Annotated in this window: 21 protein-coding genes and 1 pseudogene; 4 read left to right on the forward strand and 18 right to left on the reverse strand. The window is 70.0% G+C overall.

Annotated features, from left to right (window positions below; all coding sequences use genetic code 11):
* Position 1 precedes the first annotated feature (1 nt).
* The 11 genes from yajC to ABEA30_RS11055 form a co-directional block, all read right to left on the reverse strand.
* The gene (gene yajC / locus ABEA30_RS11005; protein WP_345582764.1) at positions 2–427 is read right to left on the reverse strand and encodes a preprotein translocase subunit YajC; all 426 of its coding nucleotides are present in this window, start codon (positions 425–427) and stop codon (positions 2–4) included.
* Between the two features lie 90 nt (positions 428–517).
* Positions 518–1,537, reverse strand: coding sequence for a Holliday junction branch migration DNA helicase RuvB (gene ruvB, locus ABEA30_RS11010; protein WP_345582766.1), 1,020 nt, complete (start codon positions 1,535–1,537; stop codon positions 518–520).
* On the reverse strand, positions 1,537–2,157 hold the full coding sequence (gene ruvA / locus ABEA30_RS11015) for a Holliday junction branch migration protein RuvA (RefSeq protein WP_345582768.1): 621 nt from the start codon (positions 2,155–2,157) through the stop codon (positions 1,537–1,539). The genes ruvB and ruvA overlap by 1 nt, the downstream gene beginning before the upstream one ends.
* Positions 2,154–2,666, reverse strand: coding sequence for a crossover junction endodeoxyribonuclease RuvC (ruvC, locus tag ABEA30_RS11020; RefSeq protein WP_345582805.1), 513 nt, complete (start codon positions 2,664–2,666; stop codon positions 2,154–2,156). The genes ruvA and ruvC overlap by 4 nt, the downstream gene beginning before the upstream one ends.
* Positions 2,667–2,685: 19 nt before the next feature.
* Positions 2,686–3,459: a YebC/PmpR family DNA-binding transcriptional regulator gene (locus ABEA30_RS11025; RefSeq protein WP_345582770.1), complete on the reverse strand. Its 774-nt coding sequence runs from the start codon at positions 3,457–3,459 to the stop codon at positions 2,686–2,688.
* Positions 3,460–3,518: 59 nt separating this feature from the next.
* Positions 3,519–4,499 (reverse strand): GNAT family N-acetyltransferase, encoded by a 981-nt coding sequence (locus tag ABEA30_RS11030; RefSeq protein ID WP_345582772.1) that lies wholly within the window; start codon positions 4,497–4,499, stop codon positions 3,519–3,521.
* A gap of 1 nt (position 4,500) precedes the next feature.
* Positions 4,501–5,289 carry a hypothetical protein gene (locus ABEA30_RS11035; RefSeq protein ID WP_345582774.1) on the reverse strand — a complete coding sequence of 263 codons (789 nt, stop codon included), beginning with the start codon at positions 5,287–5,289 and terminating at the stop codon, positions 4,501–4,503.
* On the reverse strand, positions 5,286–6,803 hold the full coding sequence (locus ABEA30_RS11040) for a lactate racemase domain-containing protein (RefSeq protein ID WP_345582776.1): 1,518 nt from the start codon (positions 6,801–6,803) through the stop codon (positions 5,286–5,288). The genes ABEA30_RS11035 and ABEA30_RS11040 overlap by 4 nt, the downstream gene beginning before the upstream one ends.
* 16 nt (positions 6,804–6,819) lie before the next feature.
* Entirely contained in the window at positions 6,820–9,168 is a 2,349-nt protein-coding gene (locus ABEA30_RS11045) for an HAD-IB family hydrolase (protein WP_345582778.1), read from the reverse strand.
* Positions 9,161–9,940, reverse strand: a complete 780-nt coding sequence (gene priA / locus ABEA30_RS11050) for a bifunctional 1-(5-phosphoribosyl)-5-((5-phosphoribosylamino)methylideneamino)imidazole-4-carboxamide isomerase/phosphoribosylanthranilate isomerase PriA (RefSeq protein ID WP_345582780.1) — start codon at positions 9,938–9,940, stop codon at positions 9,161–9,163. The genes ABEA30_RS11045 and priA overlap by 8 nt, the downstream gene beginning before the upstream one ends.
* Positions 9,941–9,951: 11 nt before the next feature.
* Positions 9,952–10,209: a hypothetical protein gene (locus tag ABEA30_RS11055; protein ID WP_345582782.1), complete on the reverse strand. Its 258-nt coding sequence runs from the start codon at positions 10,207–10,209 to the stop codon at positions 9,952–9,954.
* An 8-nt stretch (positions 10,210–10,217) separates the two neighbouring features.
* On the opposite strand from ABEA30_RS11055, the gene ABEA30_RS11060 reads away from it, so the two are divergent.
* Complete coding sequence (locus tag ABEA30_RS11060) at positions 10,218–11,192, forward strand: DUF4091 domain-containing protein (protein WP_345582784.1); 975 nt, start codon at positions 10,218–10,220, stop codon at positions 11,190–11,192.
* Between the two features lie 53 nt (positions 11,193–11,245).
* On the opposite strand, the gene hisH is transcribed toward ABEA30_RS11060, so the two are convergent.
* From hisH to ABEA30_RS11095, 7 genes are all read right to left on the reverse strand, one after another.
* Positions 11,246–11,854, reverse strand: a complete 609-nt coding sequence (hisH, locus tag ABEA30_RS11065) for an imidazole glycerol phosphate synthase subunit HisH (RefSeq protein WP_345582807.1) — start codon at positions 11,852–11,854, stop codon at positions 11,246–11,248.
* Positions 11,854–12,462: an imidazoleglycerol-phosphate dehydratase HisB gene (hisB, locus tag ABEA30_RS11070; protein WP_345582786.1), complete on the reverse strand. Its 609-nt coding sequence runs from the start codon at positions 12,460–12,462 to the stop codon at positions 11,854–11,856. Before hisB ends, hisH begins: the two co-directional genes overlap by 1 nt.
* Positions 12,459–13,541, reverse strand: a complete 1,083-nt coding sequence (locus ABEA30_RS11075; RefSeq protein ID WP_345582788.1) for a histidinol-phosphate transaminase — start codon at positions 13,539–13,541, stop codon at positions 12,459–12,461. Before ABEA30_RS11075 ends, hisB begins: the two co-directional genes overlap by 4 nt.
* A complete protein-coding gene (gene hisD, locus ABEA30_RS11080) occupies positions 13,538–14,839 on the reverse strand; it encodes a histidinol dehydrogenase (RefSeq protein ID WP_386085541.1) in 1,302 nt (433 codons plus the stop codon). The genes ABEA30_RS11075 and hisD overlap by 4 nt, the downstream gene beginning before the upstream one ends.
* Positions 14,840–14,850: 11 nt before the next feature.
* On the reverse strand, positions 14,851–15,420 hold the full coding sequence (locus tag ABEA30_RS11085) for a hypothetical protein (RefSeq protein WP_345582790.1): 570 nt from the start codon (positions 15,418–15,420) through the stop codon (positions 14,851–14,853).
* Complete coding sequence (gene dnaE, locus ABEA30_RS11090; protein WP_345582792.1) at positions 15,413–18,958, reverse strand: DNA polymerase III subunit alpha; 3,546 nt, start codon at positions 18,956–18,958, stop codon at positions 15,413–15,415. The genes ABEA30_RS11085 and dnaE overlap by 8 nt, the downstream gene beginning before the upstream one ends.
* 87 nt (positions 18,959–19,045) lie before the next feature.
* Entirely contained in the window at positions 19,046–19,591 is a 546-nt protein-coding gene (locus tag ABEA30_RS11095; protein ID WP_345582794.1) for a carboxymuconolactone decarboxylase family protein, read from the reverse strand.
* A 118-nt stretch (positions 19,592–19,709) separates the two neighbouring features.
* Here ABEA30_RS11095 and ABEA30_RS11100 point away from each other — a divergent pair.
* The 3 genes and pseudogenes from ABEA30_RS11100 to ABEA30_RS11110 all read left to right on the forward strand — a co-directional run.
* Positions 19,710–20,134: pseudogene (locus ABEA30_RS11100) on the forward strand (cupin domain-containing protein); the annotation flags it as partial.
* Positions 20,135–20,329: 195 nt separating this feature from the next.
* Complete coding sequence (locus ABEA30_RS11105; protein ID WP_345582811.1) at positions 20,330–20,563, forward strand: helix-turn-helix transcriptional regulator; 234 nt, start codon at positions 20,330–20,332, stop codon at positions 20,561–20,563.
* Positions 20,564–20,680: 117 nt separating this feature from the next.
* Positions 20,681–21,591 (forward strand): DUF222 domain-containing protein (locus ABEA30_RS11110; protein ID WP_345582796.1); only part of this gene is annotated, 911 nt, incomplete at its 3' end.

Genomic DNA, 21,591 nt, shown 5'->3' on the forward strand with positions numbered 1-21,591 from the left:
GTTACTTGGGATCCTCGGTGCGGTTCGGGTCCGTCCCAGGGGCGGACGGTTCGTTGTCGGCCAGGCCATCGGTGCCGTAGACGTCACCGAGTTCCTCGTCGGGGATGACGGCCTCGGTGCTCAGGGTGTCGGCCGGGGCGTCGTCGAACTCGAACTCCTCCTCGTCGGGGTTGGCCTGGCGGGCCACGTTCCCCTTGAGGACGGTGATCTCGGTGCCGGGGGCCAGCTCGACGATGAGCTGCCGCTCGCCGACGTGCACGACGGTGCCGAACATGCCGGAGGTCAGCAGCACCCGCGTGCCCGGCTGGAGCTGCTGCTGCATCTCCTGGTGCTGCTGCATGCGCTTGCGCTGCGGGCGGATGATCATGAAGTAGAACAACGCGACCATCGCGATGATCATGATCGGCAGTTCAAATCCTGGTGGCATGGACATCTCCGTCGAGGTAGGTGGGCCGTCGCTCAGAATAGCGGAGGCCGGGAAAAAGTCAGCACCTGAGGTACCGGTGCCGTCAAATGGTCAGTCGAACAGTGCGGGGTTCTGCGCAGGCGGGCGAAGCCCCATGTGGGCATAGCCGGCGCGGGTCGCCACCCGGCCGCGTGGCGTGCGGACGAGCAGCCCCTCGCGGATGAGGAACGGCTCGGCCACCTCGGAGACCGTCTCGATCTCCTCCCCCACGCTCAGCGCGAGGGTGGACAGGCCGACCGGGCCGCCGTCGAACAGGTTGCACAGCGCGCCGAGGACTGCGCGGTCGAGCCGGTCGAGGCCACGTTCGTCGACCTCGTACAGCTCGAGGGCCGCGCGGGCCACTGCGCGGTGCGCCTGCGGGTGTCCCTTGACCTGGGCGAAGTCCCGCACACGGCGCAGCAGCCGGTTCGCGATGCGCGGCGTGCCGCGCGAGCGCCTGGCGATCTCGTCGGTGGCGTCGGGGTGGATCGACACGCCGAGCTTGCCTGCCGAGTTGGCCACGATGCCCGAGAGGTCCGCCGGGTCGTAGAAGTCGAGCTGGGCCGTGAAGCCGAAGCGGTCGCGCAGCGGCCCGGGCAGCATGCCGGCTCGGGTGGTGGCGCCCACCAGCGTGAACGGCGGCAGCTCGATCGGGATGGCCGTGGCGCCGGGGCCCTTGCCCACGATCACGTCCACCCGGAAGTCCTCCATGGCCAGGTAGAGCATCTCCTCGGCCGGCCGCGAGAGGCGGTGGATCTCGTCGAGGAACAGCACCTCGCCCTCGTCGAGGCCCGAGAGGATGGCGGCGAGGTCGCCCGCGTGCTGGATGGCGGGGCCCGACGAGATGCGCAGCCCCACCCCCATCTCCTCGGCGATGATCATCGCCAGCGTGGTCTTGCCCAACCCGGGCGGGCCCGAGAGCAGCACGTGGTCAGGGGTGGTGCCGCGGTGGCGCGCGGCGTCCAGCACGAGTGCCAGCTGCTCGCGTACCCGGGGTTGGCCGTCGAACTCGGCCAGCGTCTTCGGGCGCAGGGCGGCCTCGTAGTCGCGCTCCTCGACCTGGGCGTACGGGTCGGTCTCTGCGTGTTCCACTAGCGCCTCGCCAACGAGTTGAGGGCGGCGCGCAGCAGCTTGCCGATGGGCATGGCCGGATCCTCGTCGACGAGGTGGGCCACGTTGTCGCAGGCGGCCTCGGCGTCGCGCGCCGACCAGCCCAGTGACTGCAGGCCCTCGCTGACCTGGAGGCGCCACTGCTCGTCGGCACCTTCGGATGCGGCACTGGGCCGGGCGGTCTCCGCCTCGTCCAGGCCGAGCGCGACGACCTTGTCCCTCAGTTCGATGATGATCTTCTGCGCGCCCTTGGTGCCGATGCCGGGCACCGAGGTGAGGCGCCGGATGTCCTCGGTCTGCACGGCGCGCCGCAACTCGGCCGGCGTGAGCACGGAGACGATCGCCAGCGCGAGCTTCGGGCCGACGCCGGAGGCGCTCTGCGCCACGACGAAGGCGTGCCGCTCCCCCGCCTCGCCGAAGCCGAACAGCGTCATCGAGTCCTCGCGGACGACGAGCGACGTGTGCAGCGTGGTGGTCTCGCCGGGCCGCAACGCGGCGGCGGTCGACGGGGTGATGTTGACCAGGTAGCCGACGCCGCCGACGTCGAGCACGCAGTCGGTGGCACCTGCGGTGAGCACGGTGCCGGTGAGTTGGGCGATCATCGCTTCCCCTTGGCTGCCGCGACGGCCGCGGCGTAACGATTGGTGCCTGACCCACGCCACACGTGGGTCACGGCGATGGCCAACGCGTCCGCCGCGTCGGCCGGTCTGGGTGCCTCCGTGAGCTTGAGGATCCGGGTGACCATGAGGGTCACCTGCGCCTTGTCGGCAGAACCGGAGCCGGTCACCGCGGCCTTGACCTCCGAAGGCGTGTGGAAGGCCACCGGCAGGCCCCGGCGCGCTGCGGTCAGTGCGGCGACCCCGGCGGCCTGCGCGGTGTCCATGACGGAGTTGAGGTTGTGCTGCGCGAACACCCGCTCGATGGCTACGGCCTCCGGCTGGTACTCGTCGAACCAGCCGACCAGGCCCTCCTCGAGCGCGACGAGGCGCCGTGCGACGTCGAGGGCTGCGGGCGTCCGCACGACGCCGACGGCGACCAGCCGCGGTGGCTTGCCGACGGTGCCGTCGACGATGCCGATGCCGCAGCGGGTCAGGCCGGGGTCGATGCCGATGACTCGCATGCCCGTACGGTCACTCCTCTTCTTCGAGCTGCGCGGCCACCTCGGGCGTCAGGTCCAGGTTGGAGTAGACGTTCTGCACGTCGTCGCAGTCCTCCAGCGCGTCGATGATGCGGAAGACGCGGTTGGCGACCTCCACGTCGTCGACGGGGGTCTCGAAGGATGCCACGAACTGGACCTCGGCGACCTCCCAGTCGATGCCCGCCCCCTCGACGGCCTTGCGCACCTCGTCGAGGTCGTTGGGGTCGCAGCGCACCTCCCAGTTGTCGCCGTCCTCGACGACCTCCTCGACGCCGGCGTCGAGCGCGGCCTCGAGGACCTCGTCCTCCGAGACGTCCCTGCCGCCCTGCGACTTGGGCACGTCGATGACGCCCATGCGGGAGAAGCCGCGCTGCACGGAGCCGATGTCGGCCATCGTGCCGCCGTTGCGGGTGACCGCGACGCGCACCTCCGACGCCGAGCGGTTGCGGTTGTCGGTGAGGCACTCGATGAGGAGCGCGACGCCGGCCGAGCCGTAGGCCTCGTACATGATCGTCTCGTAGTCGGCGCCACCGGATTCTGCCCCGGAGCCGCGCTTGACGGCCCGGTCGATGTTGTCATTGGGGACGGAGGACTTCTTCGCCTTCTGGATGGCCAGTTCCAGCGCCGGGTTGCCTGAGGGGTCGCCGCCGCCGAGCCGGGCGGCCACTTCGATGCCCTTGACCAGCTTGGCGAAGAGCTTGCCCCGCTTGGCGTCGATGACCGCCTTCTTGTGCTTGGTCGTCGCCCACTTGGAATGCCCTGACATCGGCCCCACTCTCTCTATGTTCGGAAAATCTGTGCTCTGTGCAGCTTACAGTGACCCACTCACCCCACGACCGTGGACATGAGCGCCACCGCATCGCGTGTCGCATAGCCCAGGTCTGCGGCGAACCGCTTGATGCCCTCGCCGTCGATGGTGTCGACGCCGATGCCCGCCTCGGTGCACCCGGAAGCCCGCATGGCGGTGAGGCAGTGCGACATCAGCGCCAGCGAGATGCCACGCCCCCGGTACTCCGGGTGGACGCCGAAGCGTTCCGTCCAACCACCCAACCTGGCCTGGGCGCCGCCCTCATCGACCTCGCCGCCACCCTCGTCCACGCCGCTCATGGCGTAGCCGACGACGCGCCCACCGTCGAGTGCGACGAACGACCAGTCGTAGCGGAAGGTCGCCTCGTCGAGCCGGTGCCGCCAGTCGACCTTGGTGACGTCGGAGCCACCGAGCGGCGCGAAGCACTGGTTGTGCAGTACGCGCACCTCCTCCTCACGGGCGTCGTCGAGCGGCGCGAACGTGATGCCGTCGACCTCGAAGTGGCGCACGGGGCGCTGGAGGTCACGTTGCAGGTCGTAGTAGTAGCGCTCCGGCACGAAGCCGAAGTTCCGGGGCACCTTCTCCGACCCGGGGCGGGTGAGCTCGGCGTAGCAACCCACCCAGAGCGGCTGACCGGGCCGGTGCTCGTCGCGCCACTCGACGGCACGACGGAACTGCCACCGAAACAGCGCGGTGCCGATGTTCTGGTGCCGGTGCACCGGGTGCACGCCACCCATGAGGTAGACCCGCGGCGGGTCGGTCTCGGCCACGTAGCTGATCCCGAAAGCGGACAGCGATGCGTACGCATCCCAGCCGCCGACCGCCATCCCCTCGACGACGTGCAGGCCCGAATGCGTGATCGACGCCGCCACGCCCGAGAGCACGGAGTCGTCGAGTGCGTCGAGCTGCTGCCGGAACTCGTCAACCTCCTGGACGTCCCCCGGCCCGAGGAGTCGCCAGGTGAGGTGCGGCTCGACGTAGGCGTCGTTGGCAGTCATCTCAGCGCCAGATTCGATTCCGGTCTTCCGGCTTCGGGGCGGTCTGGTCCCAGAGTCGGCGCCACCGCGGGGTGGGCGTGGGCGCGGCGAGTTCACCGTGGCCCTGGCGCCGCCGCTCGACGGTCCACCAGCTGAGGTCGCCTTCGTGCACGAGCTGCTCGACGCGGTCCTGCAACTCGGCCGTGGCCTCGGCGAGCGAGCGGCCGCGCACGTAGATGGGCGTTCCGAAGCGGATGGACACCTTCGGCTTGGTGGTCAACGGCAGCTTCAGGATGTCCTTGAGCTTGAACGTGCCCGCCAGGCCCACCGGGACGATCGCGACGTTGTGCTGGTTGGCGAGCTCCGCCGCCACCGTCGAGAAGTCCCCGACGAGGCGGCCGTGCCGTGGTTCGTCGGTGAACGCGACCACGTTGTGGCCGCGCACCAGCGCGCGCGACAGCCCGACGTTGGTGGGCCGCAGCCGCGAGGGCAGCGCCATGCGCAGGACCTGGTAGTCGAGCACGCCCTGCTCATTGGCTGCGAACACCAGGGGCTGGCGCAGCCCGTTGAGGGTGTCGAGGCCGACGAACTCGATGTCGAAGCGCAGCGACAGGAGGCTGAGCCTCAGGTGGCCCTGCGGCAGCTGCATGCGGCCGGCGAGTTCGAGGCCGGTGCGTTCCTGGGGCGGGGCCCCGGTGGGGCGGCGGGTGGGCAGGGTCTTCAGCAGCCGCGCCGCGTCCGCCAGCAGGGTCAGCCGGGGCCTGGCCTTCGAGCGCCGCGGCTGGGCCCAGGACGGCAGGGCACGGCTCATCGCACGTCACCCAGCGCGAGGCCGGGGCCGCGCAGGAACGTGATGCCCGGCTGCCTGCCGACCGCATCCGAGGCGATCTCGAGCGCGTCCGCATAGGTGCTGGCCGCGCGATGGCCGAGGAGCGCGGCGCTGCGGCGGTCCCCGCCCACCCAGATCACGTCCGAGAACCGCTCGGCGGCCGAGGCGATGCGGTACCACTGGTGGAAGGTGCGCAACGGGTGGTGGGCGAACTGCTTGCGGTACAGGTCGAGGTACCACTCGTCCTGCAGCGCGCGCGGCTCGTGCTCGGCGGCGATCTCGCCCGGGTCGGTGCTGGCCGGCAGCACCTTCGCGAAGAAGTCGGCTGCGGCGGACTGGCGACGGTTGGAGAACTTGTTGGGCAGCGGGTGGAACGCCACCAGCACGCCGCCGTCGCGGACGTAGGGGTTGCCGAGGTGCGAGCCGGCCGCCGTCACGAGTGCGTGGTGGGCGGCGTCGAGCGGCGAGCCGATCGGGCCCTCCTCCGTGGCTGCCCCCCACACGGGCACGACGAGCACGTCGGCTGCGCCCTGCAGCTCGACGGAGTTGCCGGCCTGCCACACGAGGGCGGCGTCGCGACGCACCGCCGCGGGCGCGCCGGCCACGACGTCGATGATGGCGTAGTCGGCAGACATGCGGCTGTGGACCAGCGAGGCGCCGTTGCGCGGCATGGCGCCGATCACCTGGCGGACGCCGGCGTAGGCGGCCTTGTCGCCTAGGTTCCACTCCCACTCGCGCTTCGACACGAAGCGCATGCCGGCGCTCAGCAGGGGCTGGCCGAGGACGGCGACGAGCGCGAAGGCGTCGACCCTCTCCTGCACGAGGTCCTCGACGGCGGTGCGGGCCTCGTCGGTGGCGTGCGCACCGGCCATCCGGTTGATCGTGGCGAGGTCCGTGAGGCCCTCCGACAGCGGGCAGGCCGAGGTGATGCCGGTGGCGAGGCCGACCACGACCACCACGTCGGACTCAGCCACGCGACGGTTCAGCCTGACCGGGCCACCGCCGGCCTCGCCGATGGTGACGAGGTCGTCCGCGGTGACGTCATGGCTGGTCACGAGGCCGTCGGGCAGGAAGCTGCTGGCCACGCGGTCGCCGAGCACGGCGGTGATCTGGGCCGGCGACCAGCGCTGCCGGAGCCCGTTGGCCACGACCAGCTCGACGTCGTCGACACCGGCGCGGGCCGCGGCCTCGAGCACCCGCTCGACCAGCGTGCGGCGCGGGTCGAACTGCGGCCTGGGCAGCGGCAGCTCGGGGTCGGAGACCACGACGGTGAGCTTGGTGTCCTGCTGCAGGCGCGAGGCCAGCGAGTAGGAGTCCAGCGGCGCGGTGAGTGCGGAGTCGATCAGCGCGGTGGGGTCGCTGGAGGCGACTGCATCAGCCGGGTAGACCGCGCGGGTGCCGATGCCGAGTCGCTCGAGGCGCAGCTCCGCGCCGGCCGGCGCCATGATCGGCGGGGTCTTCTCGTCGACTTCCAGTACGAATCCGGGACGGGCCATCAGTGGGTCCTTTCGTTCACGACATCTTCCAGCGGGGCAGCGGAGACATCTCCGGCCATTCGACGATCGACCAACCCCTCGACTTGGCCGCTCGCATGAGGCCGATGTCTGGGCTGACCGCCACGGGGTTGCCCACGGTGCTGAGCATGGGGAGGTCGACGTGGCTGTCGGCGTACCCATAGCTGGCGCCCAGGTCGATGTCGTGCAGCTTGGCATAGTGGTTGAGCCAGGCCGAGCGGGATTCGCCGACCATCGGCGGCCCGCTCAGGAAGCCCGTGCAGCGGCCGTCCTCGTCGGTGGCCAGCTCCGCGGCGACGATGGTGTCGAACAGGCCCTCGAACGGCCTGGTCAGCGGACGGACCGCGCCGGTCATCAGGATCGTGGTGTGCCCGGCGTCGCGGTGCTCCCGGATGCGGCGGATGGCGTCGGGCGACATCCGGTCCAGGATGAGCGGCGCAAGCTTCTCGTCGACGTAGGCCTCGAGCGCCTCGAGGTCGGCGCCGGCGTACCGCCGGTAGATGGAGCGCAGGAAGACGCCGCGGTCTCGGCGTTCAGCGCCGAGGTACAGCGGCAACCGCGCCGCGATGCTGGCCATCTCCCCCATCCGACGCAGCGGGCTGAGCTCTGGGAGCCGTGCCCACAGGTAGGTCTCGACGACGTTGGTGGCCATGACGGTGCCGTCGAGGTCGAACGCCGCGAGCACCGTGCCAGGCTCTGCCGGCTTCAGGTCCTTGAACGTGGCGGCCCTGGCCTGCCGGCGCTTGCGCACGGCCTCGAGGCGGCGCACCGGATCCGTGATGGCCGGGATGTGCACCTCCTCCATGTAGTGCTTCCAGTCGAAGGCCGCCGAGTCGAAGCCGAAGCGCTCCTTGTCCTTGGGGTGCAGCGAGTTGTGCAGCGCCAGTGTGTTGTCGTCGACGAAGTGCAGCTCGGACTGGAGGTACTCGCCGTAGAGGGTCAGGTACTTGCCGAGGAACTCGAGCGTCTTGGACGTCTTGTCGAAGCTGGTGGCGATGGCCCGGGTGCGCTTGCCGCGGGGCGCGAAGCTCAGCAGCTTGTTGCCGACCTTGACGCCCTTCTCCGCCGCCCACATCAGCTTCTCGATGGGTTCGGCGCCCGGGAAGTTCCAGGTCGCCAGCGGGGTCGAGCCCTGGCCCGAGGTGTACGGGTGCTGGCTGAAGTAGTTGCGCACGTGCTCGTAGATGCCGCGGAACGTCAGGGGGTTCCTGGCGCCGGACGAGCCGTGGTAGTACTCCACCTCCCCGACGGCGGGCTGCGTGGCGCAGACGGCGACGAGCCCGTTGACGATGTAGTCGCACGGGATGATGTCGATGACGGCGTCAGGTGAGGCCGGGAACTCCGGCAGCTGTCCGCGGCCGTAGGCCAGGATGATCGGGTCCGCCATCTTGAAGCCCTCGATCCAGCCCGGATGGGGGTACTGGAGCGAGGACTCGACGATGGCGGGGCGGAAGATCGACACCTGCATGTCGTGCGTCAGGTCGGCGACCACCCTCTCGCCGAGGGCCTTGGCGAACGTGTACACGTCGGTCCAGCCGAGTGAGCGGGCGCGCTCGGTACCGGCCTGGACCAGTTCCTTCTTGACCCATTCGAGGCGGCGACGCTCCGTGTCCTCGGACGTGGTGAGGTAGCCAGCCTGGCGGTGCAGCGCCTCCGCCTGCTTGCGCAGGACGGTGAGCTGCTCTGCGCTGCGGGAGCGGGCCTCGATGTGTTCCGCCATGGCCAGCGCCGCCGCCGTCTCGGCCTCGTAGTCGATGCTGTGGACGTGCGCAGCCTCGGGGATCGCGCCCCTGCGCCGGCCGGCGGTGTACGCCGTCGACACGTGCACGTAGTGCGGTACGCGCACCAGGGTGCCGTCCTCGTCGGAGCACGACTCACGCAGCTTCGTCAGCAGGGCCTTGGTGCCCACGACGTTGGTCATGAAGGCCTGGTCGATGGGCGGGTCGAAGGAGACGTCGCCGGCGCAGTGCACGAGGACGTCGATGTCGCGCGGAAGGTCAGGCACCTTCGGCAGGTCACCCTCGATGACCTGGACACGGGCGGCCATCAGCTCCGCCGGGCCGCCGGCCGCGTCCGCGAGGTCCTTGAAGATCTTCTTCTTCAGCATGGCCACGACGCGTTGCTCGGCCGTGACCGAGCCCTTGCGTCGCACGAGGACGGCCGTGGTGGTGTCGGGGCACTCGGTGAGCACCTTCCAGAGCAACTGCTCGCCGATGAAGCCGGTCACGCCGGTCATCGCGATCTTCTTGCCTGCGAGGAGGTCCTTGATCCGCCCGGTCAGGAGCGGCGGGACGTGCCCGTGGGTCGGGTCGACGGCACCGAAGGTGCTGGCGGGCGGCCTAGCCATCGATGGCGCCCTCTGCGACGGCGAGCGCCTCCTCGATCGTGAACCGGCCAACGTACAACGCGGTCCCGACGATGGCGCCCTCGACGCCCTGGTCGACGTGGCGGCGCAGCGCCCGCAGGTCGTCGAGCGTGGCGATGCCGCCGGAGGCGATGACCTTCTGTCCGCTGCGCTGCGCCACCTCGAGGAGGAGGTCCACGTTGGGGCCGGTCAGCATGCCGTCCGCGTTGACGTCAGTCACCACGAAGCGCTCGCAGCCTGCGGCGGTGAGCCTGTCGACGACCTCGTGCCACGGGCCACCCTCGGTGGTCCAGCCGCGGGCCGCGAGGTTCTCGCCGCGCACGTCGATCCCGATGGCGATGCGGTCGCCGTGCTCGGAGAGGATGCGCTCGCACCACTCGGGGTTCTCCAGGGCGGCTGTGCCGATGTTGACGCGCCGGCAGCCAGTGGCAAGCGCCCGCTCCAGCGACTCGTCGTCGCGGATGCCGCCCGACATCTCCACCTGGAGGTCGAGTCGTCCCACGATCTCGCGCAGCAGCGCGCCGTTGTTGCCGCGCCCGAATGCGGCGTCGAGGTCCACGAGGTGGAGCCACTCGGCGCCACCCTCCTGCCAGCGCAGGGCGGCCTTGAGCGGGTCGCCGAACTCCTTCTGGGTGCCGGCAATGCCCTGCACCAGTTGAACGGCCTGGCCGTTCTGGACGTCGACGGCGGGCAACAGTTGAAGCTTCTCCACGACGCCCCACCCTACCCGGTCGGCGCCGCCCTCCGACACCATGGCCGAGGCCGCTACTCCGCCATCAGGCTGGAGGCGATCGCGTCACGCGCCTGCGCCACGGCCATCTGGGGCGCGCCGCGCATGATGGCGTCGACGGAACCCTCCACCACGTGGATCGACGGCGGCGTCAGCCCGAGCGACGCGATCTGGGTGGTGAGCACGCTGCGCAGCTGCTGGCCGTTCTCCGCGAGCTCGCCGCCCAGCAGGACCGCGTCAGGGTCGAGCGCGAGGATCAGGGGCCTGACCCCCTGTGCGACGTGCCCGATCACCTCGGCGGTTGACCCAGCTCCTGGACATCAGCCTCGAGGACGGCCGTTACGCGTTCGGCACCGAGCGCCTCGACCGGTGGCTCGACATGCTCACCGCCGTGGGCATCCACGAGGTCGAACTCCCCCACCTGTTCACCCAGTGGGGCGCCAAGGCCGCACCGCGCTTCCGGGTACGGGTGGCCGGCGAGCCACGCGACATGTTCGGCTGGGACGCCGCCGCGACCGACGAGTCCTACCAGGAGTTCCTGCGGGCCCTCATCCCCTTCCTGAAGCAGTACTTCGCCGAGCGGCTGGGCCTGGACCGCACGGTCTTCCACATCTCCGACGAACCCAACGACCAGCACGTCGAGTCCTATCGGCTGGCCAGGAAGTCCGTCCTCGACCTCCTCGACGGCTGCCGCGTGCTGGACGCCCTGTCGCACCCGGAGTTCGCCGCGCTGGTCGAGACCCCCGTGGTCGCCACCGACGCAGTCCCCGCGTTCCGGGCCCACGGCGTGGAGCCGGCCTGGGTCTACCACTGCATCGCGCAGTCGTGGGACGTCGCCAACCGCTTCATCGCCCAGGACGCGATACGCACGCGGGCGCTCGGCTGGCAGCTGTACAAGGCGAACGCGCAGGGCTTCCTGCACTGGGCGTTCAACTTCTACTCCAGCCAGCTGTCGCGCTGGCCCATCGATCCCTTCGCGGAGACCAGCGCCGGAGGCGGCTTCATCAGCGGTGACCCCTTCATCGTCTACCCCGGCCCGGGCGGCGAGCCATGGGAGTCGCTGCGCCACCGCCTGGTGCGGGACGCGTTCGACGACCTCGCCGTGGCGCGCGGCGCCGAGGCACTCATCGGTCGGGAACGGGTGCTGGCGATCGTCGACCCCCACGGGGACCTCGACTACAACGCCGGGTGGGTCTCCGGGGAGGAATGGCTGGAGCGCCGTGCGCGTCTCGACGCGGCCGTCGCCGAGGCCCTGGCCCCGGCGCGATCAGCCTGACGACGCCCAGGACGCATCGGGCCGCCGGCGTGTGCCGGCGGCCCGATGTCATGTCAGGAGGTCTGCAACCAGTTCGCGATGAGCCGCGCCCCCGCGGCGCCGGACTTCTCCGGGTGGAACTGGGTCGAGGAGACGTGCCCACGTTCGACTGCCGCGACGAAACGCGCGTCCTCATGCTCCGCGGTGGTGACCAGGGCGTCCGCGGGCCCCGTGAGGGCGGCATAGCTGTGCACGAAGTAGAAGCGCTCGTCGCCCAGCCCGCTGAAGAGGGCGCTGCCCGCCGGCGCCACGACGGTGTTCCAGCCCATGTGCGGCAGGCGCCTGGCATCGAGGCCGATGACCTCGCCGTCGTAGAGGCCGATGCCGTCGGTGTGGGTGCCGTGCTCGTGGCCCGCCTCGAACAGGATCTGGTGACCGACGCAGATGCCGAACAGCGGGCGCTCGGCCTCGGCCCACCGACGGATCACGTCGATGCCCCCGACGGCGGCGATGCCCGCCATCGAGGCGGCGAAGGCGCCGACGCCAGGCACCACGAGGCCGTCCTGCTGGAGCAGCACGGCCTGGTCAGAGGTCACCACGACGTCGGCCCCCGCGTTGCGGAACGCCCGGGCTGCGGAGTGGAGGTTGCCCGAGCCGTAGTCGAGCAGCCCCACCCGCCGGATCAGAGTGCACCCTTCGTGCTGGGGATCCCCTGCTGGCGCGGGTCGATCTCGACGGCGTCACGCAGGGCACGCGCGAGGGCCTTGAACTCGGCCTCCACGATGTGGTGGGGGTCACGGCCGGCACGCAGGGTGAGGTGGAGGCAGAGGCCCGCGTTGAGGGCGAGCGACTCGAAGAAGTGGTAGGTCATCGAACCGGCATAGGGAACGCCGGAACCGCCGATGCGTGCGTACACCTGCCCCTCGGGCTCGCCCTGGCAGGTGACGTACGGGCGACCGGCCACGTCGACGACGACCTCGGCGACCGCCTCGTCGAGCGGCACGACCGCGGAGGCGTAGCGGCGGATGCCCGACTTGTCCCCCAGCGCCTGCTTCAGCGCCTGGCCGATGCAGATGGCGGTGTCCTCGATGGTGTGGTGGCCGTCGATGTGGAGGTCGCCCTCCGCCTGGACGGTGAGGTCGATCAGCGAGTGCTTCGACAGCGCCGTGAGCATGTGGTCGTAGAAGCCGATGCCGGTGGAGATGTGCGACGTGCCGGTGCCATCGAGGTCGAGGGTGACCGTGATGGACGACTCGCTGGTGGTGCGTTCGACGGTGGCGGTGCGGGTCATGGCTGCCTTTCGGGCTCGAGATCTGTGAGGGCCTCCTTGAGCGAGGCCATCTCCGCGGGCGTGCCTGCGGAGACGCGCAGGAAGCCGGCGGGGCCGGTCTCCCTGATCAGGATGCCCCTGTCCAGCAGCGCCTGCCAGACCTGGTGGCGATCGGGGAACCGCCCGATCAGCGAGAAGTTGGCCCCCGAGTCGACGACGGCGTAGCCGTGCGTGCGCGCCCAGGCCTCGAAGCCGCGGGCCTCGGCCGTGAGGGCACGCACCTGCGCCAGCAGTTCGTCGGCGTGCGCGAGCGCGACCCGGGCGACGGCCTGGGTCTGGGCGCTGAGGTGGTACGGCAGGCGCACGATCCGACAGGCGTCGACGATGGCGGGCGTGGCGGCAAGGTAGCCGACCCGGCCCCCCGCCAGCGCGAAGGCCTTGCTCATGGTGCGCGAGACCACGAGGCGAGGATGCTTGGCCAACAACTCCAGCGCGCTGGGGCGGCTCGAGAACTCCTGGTACGCCTCGTCGGCCACGACGATGGCGTCGGTGTTCGCGCAGACCTCGTCGATGACCTCCAGCGGGACCGTGGTGCCCGTGGGGTTGTTCGGCGTGGTGATGAGCACGACGGTGGGCTGGTGCTCGGCGATGGCGCCGAGGATGAGTTCGGCGTCGAGCGTGTAGTCGTCGCGGCGCGGCACGGTGACGTACTCGGTGCAGGTGTTGCGGGCGTACTCCGGGTACATCGAGTACGTCGGGGCGAACGTGAGCACCTTGCGGCCGGGGCCGCCGAAGGCCGTCAGCAGGTGGCTCATGATCTCGTTGGAGCCGTTGGCCGCCCAGACCTGGTCGGCCGTCACGCCGTGGCCCAGGTAGGCGGCCAGGTCGGCCCGCAGCGCGCGCGCCTCCCGGTCGGGGTAGCGGTTGAGCGTGCCGGCCGCGTTGACGATGGCCGCGGCCATCTCCTGCCTGATCGCGGGCGACGGCGGGTACGGGTTCTCGTTGACGTTGAGGACGACGGGCACGTCGAGTTGGGGCGCGCCGTAGGGCTCCTCCCCCACCAGGTCTGCCCGCAGCGGGAGGTCATCGAGGCTGATCACTGCGGCCTCCGCACGGTGATGGCGGCCGCGTGGCCGGGCAGGTCCTCTGCCAGGGCGAACCGCTCGACGCCGTCTGCGATGGCCATGAGCGCACCCTCGGTGTAGCCGATGACGTGGACCGTGCGCATGAAGGAGCGCACGTTGAGGCCCGAGGAGTGGCAGGCGCACCCCGCGGTGGGCAGCACGTGGGTGGAGCCGGCCGAGTAGTCGCCCAGCGAGACCGGGGCGTAGCCCCCGACGAAGATCGCTCCGGCGTTGCGGATGCGGGCGGCGACCGCCTCGGCGTCTGCGGTCTGGATCTCGAGGTGTTCGGCCGCGTAGGCGTCTGCCACGGCCACGGCCTGGTCGAGGTCACGCACCAGCACGACGGCGGACTGCTGGCCGGTCAACGCGGTGCGGATCCGCTCGCGGTGCTTCTGCGTGTCCACCTGCCGCACCAGCTCCGCCTGGACGGCCTCGGCGAGTGCCGTGGACGGCGTGATCAGGACGGAGGCGGCGAGCGGGTCGTGCTCGGCCTGCGAGATGAGGTCTGCGGCGACGTAGGCCGGGTTGGCGGTGTCGTCTGCCACGATGGCGATCTCCGTGGGTCCGGCCTCGGAGTCGATGCCGACCAGGCCGCGCAACAGCCGCTTGGCGGCCACCACGTAGATGTTGCCGGGCCCGGTCACCAGCGAGACGGGCTCACACAGGCCCTCGACGCCGTGGGCGAACATGGCCACCGCCTGCGCACCGCCGACCGCGTAGACCTCCTCGATGCCCAGGATGTGGCACAGGGCCAGGATGTTGGGGTGCGGGAGGCCCCCGAACTCCTTCTGGGGCGGCGACGCCACCGCGATCGACGGGACGCCCGCCACCTGGGCAGGCACCACGTTCATGATCACCGACGAGGCCAGCGGCGCCAGGCCGCCCGGGACGTAGAGGCCGACGCGCTCGACGGGGATGTTGCGCAACCCGACCCGCGCACCGTCTGCGAGGACGGCGGGCGTGGGGTTGGAGTCCAGCTCCAGGTCCTCGGCCACCTGGCGGCGGCGCTGGATGGACACGGCGAACGCATCCGCCAGCGCCGGGTCGAGCTGTTCCGCGGCACGGGCGAGCTCCGCGGCCGGGACCCGCAGCGACTGCGGCACCACGCCGTCGAACTTCTCCGAGTACTCCCGCAGGGCCGCCTCGCCACGCGCTGCGACGTCCGCGACGATGGGCCGGACCACGCCGACGGCCGCCTCCACGTCGAAGGAACCGCGGGGCAGCATGGACCGGTACGGCCCCTGGGCCCCGGTGAAATCAAGATTGCGCAGCACGATGAGCCATCTTACTGCGTGGGCTCGAGCTCCTCGAGGTGCTGCTCATCGAGCGGCTCCGGCCAGAAGGCGGCCAACAGCATCACGGGGGTGATCGCCGCGAAGGGCGCCACCAACAGCGCAGCCAGGGCGCGGAGCTGGAGGTCGACCGGGACGACGTCACCGGCCGAGGCGGAGGCCAGCCGCTGCGCGAACCCGGTGTCGCCGACGATGAGCCCGAGGCGCCACGTCATGAGCGAGGCGGCGGCCGCAGCCACGATCGACCCGACGATGACCAGCCAGCCGCGGCGGTACAGGACGAACCAGCCCACCAGGCCGATGCCGACGCCCACGATGCCGGTGATCAGCACGAAGCTGGCGTCGGCGCCGATCATCGCTGCCTGGCCCCGCTCGGAGATGAAGGCGGTGAGGTCCTCCTGGACGAGGTAGGTGGGGCGCGGCGCCGTGGCCGACCACAGCAGGCCGCCCAACGCGCCGACCAGCACCGAGGAGGCGACGAAGACCACGAAGCGCCACCAGCTGTTGTCCCACAACTCGGCCAGCTGGCTGCGCCGGGTGACGACGAGGAGGCCCTCAGACATCGGCGCCCCGTCCCATGCCGACGCAGGCGGGGCCGAGCACTGCCTTGAGGTCCGCGAACAGGGCCGAGGTGAGGTCCACGCGGTAGCCGTCGCCGAGGCGGAACGTCTTGATCTTGTCGCCCGTGCGCAGGCTCAGGTGCACCTCCGCAGCGCCGGGATACTGGGCGAGGATCTCCTTGAGTCGGCTCACCAGGCCGGGGGTGCAGCGCACGGCCGGCAGCGACAGGGCCAGCGGCCCCACGTTGCCCTCGGCGCTCACGTGCGGCGTGATGACCTGTTGGGCCCGCATGCGGCCGCGGTCCTCGCCGTCCTCCGCGATGCCGCTGACGGCGACGATGGTGTCCGGCTCGAGGTACTGCGCCACCTGGTCGTAGACCCGTGGGAAGACGGTGACCTCGATCGAACTGGTGAGGTCCTCCACCGTGATGATCGCCCAGATGTTGCCCGCCTTGTTGACCCGGCGCGCGACGGAGGTGACGAGGCCGCAGATCTTCGTGGGCCCGCGGTATCCCTCCGCCGACGCCACGGACGCGACGGAGCGTTCCGAGTTGGCCTGGAGCACGTGCTCGAGGCCGTTGAGCGGGTGGTCCGACACGTAGAGGCCCAGCATCTCGCGCTCGAAGCCGAGCTTGGTGCGACGGTCCCACTCGTCGACCTCGGGGACGACCTCGCGCAGGCTGGCCGCCGCGTCGGTGCCCTCGGTGTCGAACCCGAAGTCGAACCCGTCCTGGCCGTGCTCGGCGTTGCGCTTGAGGTCGATGACCGAGTCGACGGCGTTCTCGAAGATGCCCATGAGCGCGCGGCGGGTGTGGCCCATCTCGTCGAACGCGCCGGACTTGATGAGCGACTCGATCACCCGCTTGTTGCAGATCGGGAGCGGGGCCTTGTCGAGGAAGTCGTAGAAGTCGGCGGCAGGGCCGAGGCGCTTGCGCTCCTCCACCCACGCGGTGACGACCTTGTCGCCCACGTTGCGCACCGCACCGAGGCCGAACCGGATGTGCTCGCCGACGGGCGTGAACATGACCTCCGACGAGTTCACGTCAGGCGGCAGCACCTCGATGCCCATGTGGCGGCACTCGGCGAGGTACTGCGCCGACTTGTCCTTGTCGTCGCGCACCGACTGCAGCAGCGCCGCCATGTACTCCACCGGGTAGTTCGCCTTGAGGTAGGCGGTCCAGTAGGAGATGACGCCGTACGCGGCGGTGTGGGCCTTGTTGAAGGCGTAGTCGGAGAACGGGACGAGGATCTCCCACAGCGCCTTGATCGCGGCGTCGGAGTACCCGTTGGCCCGCATGCCCTCGGAGAACGGCACGAACTCCGCGTCGAGGACCTCCTTCTTCTTCTTGCCCATGGCCCGACGCAGGAGGTCCGCCCTGCCCAACGAGTAGCCGGCGACGCGCTGGGCGATCTGCTGGACCTGCTCCTGGTAGACGATGAGGCCGTAGGTGGTCGAGAGGATGTCCTCGAGCGGCTCCTCCAGCTCGGGGTGGATCGGGACGATCTCCTGCTGGCCGGTCTTGCGCAGGGCGTAGTTGGTGTGCGACTGCGCGCCCATCGGGCCCGGCCGGTAGAGGGCGAGGGCGGCCGAGATGTCCTCGAAGTTGTCCGGCTGCATGAGGCGCAGCAGCGTGCGCATGCCGCCGCCGTCGAGTTGGAAGATGCCCAGCGTGTCCCCGCTGGCCAGCAGGTCGTAGGAGGCCTTGTCGGACATGTCGTCGACCAGCGAGTCGAGATCGAGGTCGAAGTCGCGGTTCAGCTTGATGTTGCGCACTGCGTCGTCGAGGACGGTGAGGTTGCGCAACCCCAGGAAGTCCATCTTGATCAGGCCCAGGGACTCACAGCCCGGGTAGTCGAACTGCGTGATGATGGCGCCGTCGGCCTCGCGCTTCATCAACGGGATGATGTCGATGAGCGGGTCCGAGCTCATGATCACGCCGGCCGCGTGCACGCCCCACTGCCGCTTGAGGCCCTCGAGGCCCTTGGCGGTGTCGACGACGGTGCGCACGTCCGGGGATGACTGGTACAGCTCGCGGAACTCGTTGCCCTCGGCATAACGCTTGTGCTGCTCGTTGAACAGGTCTGCCAGCGGCACGCCCTTGCCCATCACGTCTGGCGGCATCGCCTTGGAGATCTGCTCACCGATGGCGAACGGCATGTCGAGGACGCGGGCCGCATCCTTGACGGCGGCCTTGGCCTTGATGGAGCCGTAGGTGATGATCTGCGCGACCTTGTCGTTGCCGTACTTCTCGGAGACGTACTGGATGACCTCGCCGCGGCGGCGATCGTCGAAGTCGATGTCGAAGTCGGGCATCGAGACGCGCTCGGGGTTCAGGAAGCGTTCGAACAGCAGGCCGTGCTGGAGTGGGCACAGGTCCGTGATGCGCAGGGCGTAGGCGCAGATCGACCCTGCGCCCGAGCCGCGGCCGGGGCCGACGCGGATGCCGTTCTTCTTCGCCCAGTTGATGAAGTCGGCAACCACGAGGAAGTAGCCGGTGAAGCCCATCGACGCGATGATGCCCATCTCGAACTCCGCGCGCTCACGCACCTCCTGCGTGATCTCGCCGCGGTAGCGCTCGTGGAGGCCGCGTTCGACCTCCTTGTGGAACCAGGAGTCCTCGGTCTCGCCGTCGGGGACGGGGTGCTTGGGCATGTAGGTGCCCATGCCCTCGTCGAACGTCGTCTCGATGCGCTCCGCGATGGCCAGGGTGTTGTCGCAGGCCTCCGGCAGTTCACGGAACAGGGAGCGCATCTCCTCCGCCGACTTGAGGTAATAGCCGTTGCCGTCGAACTTGAAGCGGTTGGTCTCCGCCTTGCGGGAGCCGGCCGAGACGCACAGCAGCGTGTCGTGCGCGTCGGCGTCGTGCGAGTGCACGTAGTGCAGGTCGTTGGTGGCCACCAACGGCAACTCGAGGTCCTTCGCCAGGCGCAGCAGGTCCTTGCGGACCCGGGTCTCGATGTCGAGTCCGTGGTCCATGAGCTCGACGTAGAAGTTGCCCTTGCCGAAGATGTCGCGGAACTCGGCGGCGGCGGCGCGGGCGTTGTCGTACTGGCCCAGGCGCAGGAACGTCTGGACCTCGCCCGACGGGCACCCCGTCGTCGCGAGGAGGCCCTTGCCGTACAGGTTGAGGAGTTCCCGGTCTGCCCGCGGCTTGTAGAAGAAGCCCTCGAGCGAGCTTCGGGTGGAGAGCCTGAAGAGGTTGTGCATGCCCTCGTTGTTGGAGGCCCACATCGTCATGTGGGTGTAGGCACCCTTCGACGCGACGTCGTCCCCGGTGCCGTCGCCGAACTGGACGCGCTTGCGCTCCGAGCGGTGCGTGCGCGGGGTGAGGTAGGCCTCGAGGCCGATGATGGGCTTGACGTCGTAGTTCTTGGAGGCCTTGTAGAACTCGTAGGCGCCGTAGAGGTTCCCGTGGTCCGTGATGGCCAGGGCCGGCATGCCCATCTTCTCCGCGCCCTTGAAGAGCTCGTGGATGCGGGCGGCTCCATCCAGCATGGAGAACTCCGTGTGGCAGTGGAGGTGAACGAAATTCTCAGCCACTGACAACCAACCTCCACCACTTCGGACCGACGGCTCCCCACCTTACCTTGCCGCGGTCGGTCCGCCTCGGTCGTCAGCGCCGTGTCGTCAGCCCACGGGGCGCAGCTCGACGGCCGGGAAGTCCACCGGCACCTCGAGCGAGATGTTGACGTAGTTGGTGAAGACGTTGAGGGCCACCTGGCCGATGGTCTCGACGATCTCCTCGTCGCTCCAGCCGAGCTGGCGCAGTTCCTCGAACTGCTGGTCGGAGGCCTGGCCGCGCCGCTCGACCAGGGCGATGGCGAAGCGCAGCAGGGCCTCGGTGCGCGGGTCGTCGGACTCGCCGACCTGCGCGGCGGCGAGCGCCTCCCGGCTGACGCCGGCCTGCCGGCCGAGCGCAGTGTGGGCCGCAAGGCAGTACTCGCACGAGTTGGCGTTGGCCACCGCGACCGCGATCTGTTCGCCGATGGCGGGGCCGAGCGCCCCGCCGCCGTACGCGCCGAAGGCCGTCCACATGCTCACCAGGGCGGCCGGCGAGTTCGCCACGGCGCGGAACATGGTGGGGGTGGTGCCGAAGACGCTGTTGATGTGGTCGAGGGTGCGGCTGACCTCTCCGCTGGTGTCGTCTCGATCGATGAGGGGGACTCGGGTCATGGTGCTTCTCCTGTCGGACAATCGCCCGCCCGTGCGGGCACTTCCATCCTTGCGAGGATTGCGCGACGATAGGTGCCACGTCGTCCGCGTTATGTACCCGATCATCCACGGAGGTGTCATGGGGCCCGACCGCCTGGCCGCGCTGCTCGATCGCTTCCGGATCGAGACCAGCCTGTTCCACACCGGCCCCATGTGCGGGGTCACGACGTTCGAACCCCGGCCGGGGCGGGGCTTCCTCCACGTGCTGAGGCGCGGGGAGATGGAGGTGACGCACCCTGACGACGGCGGCGGCCTCACGAAGGTCACGCTGCGGCGGCCCACCCTGCTGTTCTATCCACGGCCGCTGCGGCACGCCTTCCACAACCCGCCCGTCGAGGCTCAGACCTCACCTGCGCTGCGCTGGACTTCGCAGGGGGTGGCACCCATCCGCTGTTGGGTGCGCTGCCTGCGGCCATGACGATCCCGCTCGCCGACGTGCCGTCGTTGGCGCCCGTGCTGGACGTGCTGTTCGCAGAGGCCGACAGCGTTCGCTGTGGCCATCGGCTGATCGCCGACCGACTCTTCGAGGTGGTCCTCATCCAGCTGTTGCGCTGGGTGCTGGCCCACGCCGCGGAGCTCGGCCTGCCGCCCGGCCTGTTGGCCGGCCTGTCGGACCCCGACCTGACCCCGGCGCTGGTGGCGGTGCACGAGGCGCCCGGGGCACAGTGGTCGCTGACCGGGATGGCCCAGGCCGCCCGGATGTCGCGCAGCGCGTTCGCGGCCCGGTTCAAGACCGTGGTCGGAATGGCGCCCGGCGAATACCTCACCCAGTGGCGCCTGACCATCGCCCAGTCGCGGCTGAGGGACGGCGAGCCCGTCGGCGTCGTGGCGCGGGACCTTGGCTATGTCAACGCCTCGTCCTTCTCGCGGGTGTTCACCCGGCACCTGGGGGCATCACCGCGCCATTGGCTGGCCGACAGCCCTCTGCCCTGACACCCAAGGAGGGCGCCGACCCTCTCGTGCTTCCTAATCGCTACTTGTATCCATTCCATGTCGCAGTAGTAGGTGGTGTTGACGAAAGTGTCGGTGGCCGGCTTTAGAGTGGGGACCATGGAAGTGCTCCCCAGAACACTGACCCAGGCCCTTGCCAACCTCACCGAAGCAGACGCGCTGGCCCGGATGGCCGAAGTCGCCCAGGCCGTGTCCATCTCCACCATCATCGACACCTACCAGCTCGACGAGGAACGCACCTACGAGACGATCGAGCAACTCACCCGCTACGGCGCCGACGGCACCGCCTCGGTCGGGGAGTTCGTCGCACTCGAGGTCGGCGCCGCGCTGGGGATCTCCCCCGGCTCGGCGATCGGCCGGATCGCCGACGTCCTCAACGTACGCGACCGCCACCCCGTGCTGTGGGAGGCCATGCTGGCCGGCACCGTACGGTTCCACCAGGCCTGCCGTGTCGCCTCCGAGTGCGTGGGCCTCAGCGCCGACGCCGTGACCCAGGTCGACCGCAAGTGCGCCCAGGCACTGGGCCAATGGCCCTGGGCCCGGGTACTGAAGGAACTGCCCTCCTGGATCATCGCGGCAGACCCCGCGTCCGCCACCGCCAAGGAGGTACGGGCACGCAAGGAACGCAAGGTCCACATCACCGAGATCAAGGACGGCCAGATCGAAGCCTTCCTGCGCCTCAACCCCGCAGACGGCATCGCCCTCAGCGACGCCATCACCGGCATCGCCGCCCACCTCCCCGAACAAGACCTCCCACCCGAGATGCGCGAACTGGCCTGCAACGACGACGACGCCACCCGCATCCAACTCAACGCCCGCCGCGCCGCCGCCATCGGCCACCTCGCCCGCACCGCCCTCGGACAAGACACCCTCCCCGTCCGGCAACTGGTCATCACCATCGACGCCACCAAGATCCCTGCCACAGACCACGACGGCAGCCACCTCACCGGCCCGGCACGCATCCACCACTGGGGCACCCTGCTGGCCAACCGTCTCCCCGAACTGCTCAG

The organism is Tessaracoccus lubricantis, from assembly GCF_039544535.1.
Taxonomy (GTDB): Bacteria; Actinomycetota; Actinomycetes; order Propionibacteriales; family Propionibacteriaceae; genus Arachnia; species Arachnia lubricantis.

Bases quoted from the DNA above. Each gene is read 5' to 3' on its own strand.
- ABEA30_RS11035 (WP_345582774.1), bottom strand. From the start codon at position 5,289: ATGAGCCGTGCCCTGCCGTCCTGGGCCCAGCCGCGGCGCTCGAAGGCC.
- ABEA30_RS11025 (WP_345582770.1), bottom strand. From the start codon at position 3,459: ATGTCAGGGCATTCCAAGTGGGCGACGACCAAGCACAAGAAGGCGGTC.
- ABEA30_RS11095 (WP_345582794.1), bottom strand. From the start codon at position 19,591: ATGACCCGAGTCCCCCTCATCGATCGAGACGACACCAGCGGAGAGGTC.
- ABEA30_RS11045 (WP_345582778.1), bottom strand. From the start codon at position 9,168: ATGGCTAGGCCGCCCGCCAGCACCTTCGGTGCCGTCGACCCGACCCAC.
- ABEA30_RS11085 (WP_345582790.1), bottom strand. From the start codon at position 15,420: ATGTCTGAGGGCCTCCTCGTCGTCACCCGGCGCAGCCAGCTGGCCGAG.
- ruvA (WP_345582768.1), bottom strand. From the start codon at position 2,157: ATGATCGCCCAACTCACCGGCACCGTGCTCACCGCAGGTGCCACCGAC.
- hisB (WP_345582786.1), bottom strand. From the start codon at position 12,462: ATGACCCGCACCGCCACCGTCGAACGCACCACCAGCGAGTCGTCCATC.
- ABEA30_RS11040 (WP_345582776.1), bottom strand. From the start codon at position 6,803: ATGGCCCGTCCCGGATTCGTACTGGAAGTCGACGAGAAGACCCCGCCG.
- yajC (WP_345582764.1), bottom strand. From the start codon at position 427: ATGCCACCAGGATTTGAACTGCCGATCATGATCATCGCGATGGTCGCG.
- ABEA30_RS11105 (WP_345582811.1), top strand. From the start codon at position 20,330: ATGTCGCGCAGCGCGTTCGCGGCCCGGTTCAAGACCGTGGTCGGAATG.
- ABEA30_RS11030 (WP_345582772.1), bottom strand. From the start codon at position 4,499: ATGACTGCCAACGACGCCTACGTCGAGCCGCACCTCACCTGGCGACTC.
- priA (WP_345582780.1), bottom strand. From the start codon at position 9,940: ATGGTGTCGGAGGGCGGCGCCGACCGGGTAGGGTGGGGCGTCGTGGAG.